At 55.9% G+C, this 513-nt stretch carries 1 protein-coding gene; it reads left to right on the forward strand.

What is annotated here, in order from left to right:
* The coding region (locus KQH55_RS16345; RefSeq protein WP_235091710.1) for a bifunctional 2-polyprenyl-6-hydroxyphenol methylase/3-demethylubiquinol 3-O-methyltransferase UbiG at positions 1 to 513 on the forward strand (513 nt) is incomplete at both ends.

A 513-nucleotide genomic window follows, 5' to 3' on the forward strand; every position in this document is an offset into this window, starting at 1 on the left:
CATTGTGCTCGATGAAGCTCCTGCCGAGCGAGATCTCACGACGGAGGCAAACCAAGTCGAAGAATGGCAGAAGGTCTACGATACGTATTATCAAGACGACGCAGACTATTCCTTTGGTGAAAACTTCAACATTTGGAAGAGCAGCTACGATAGCCAGCCGATTCCGTTGTCGGCTATGCAAGCATGGCGCGCCGATGCGGTTGAGCGTATTCGTGCGCTGCAACCGCGGCGAGTGCTGGAGATTGGCGTAGGCACGGGGCTGCTGCTCGCGCACCTGGCGCCGCATTGTGAAGCGTATTGGGGCACGGACTTTTCCGCGCCTTCCATTAAGACATTACGCGCTCAGTTGGCGCAGCAGCCGGAACTGGCCTCCCATGTCCAATTGCGCACACAGGCTGCGCATATCACCGAGGGCTTACCGTCAGGGTATTTCGATACCATCGTGATCAACTCGGTGGTGCAATATTTCCCCAGTGCCAGCTATTTAATGGAGGTGGTCCGCCAAGCGATGGA

It is taken from the genome of Mycetohabitans sp. B3 (assembly GCF_021498065.1).
GTDB lineage: Bacteria > Pseudomonadota > Gammaproteobacteria > Burkholderiales > Burkholderiaceae > Mycetohabitans.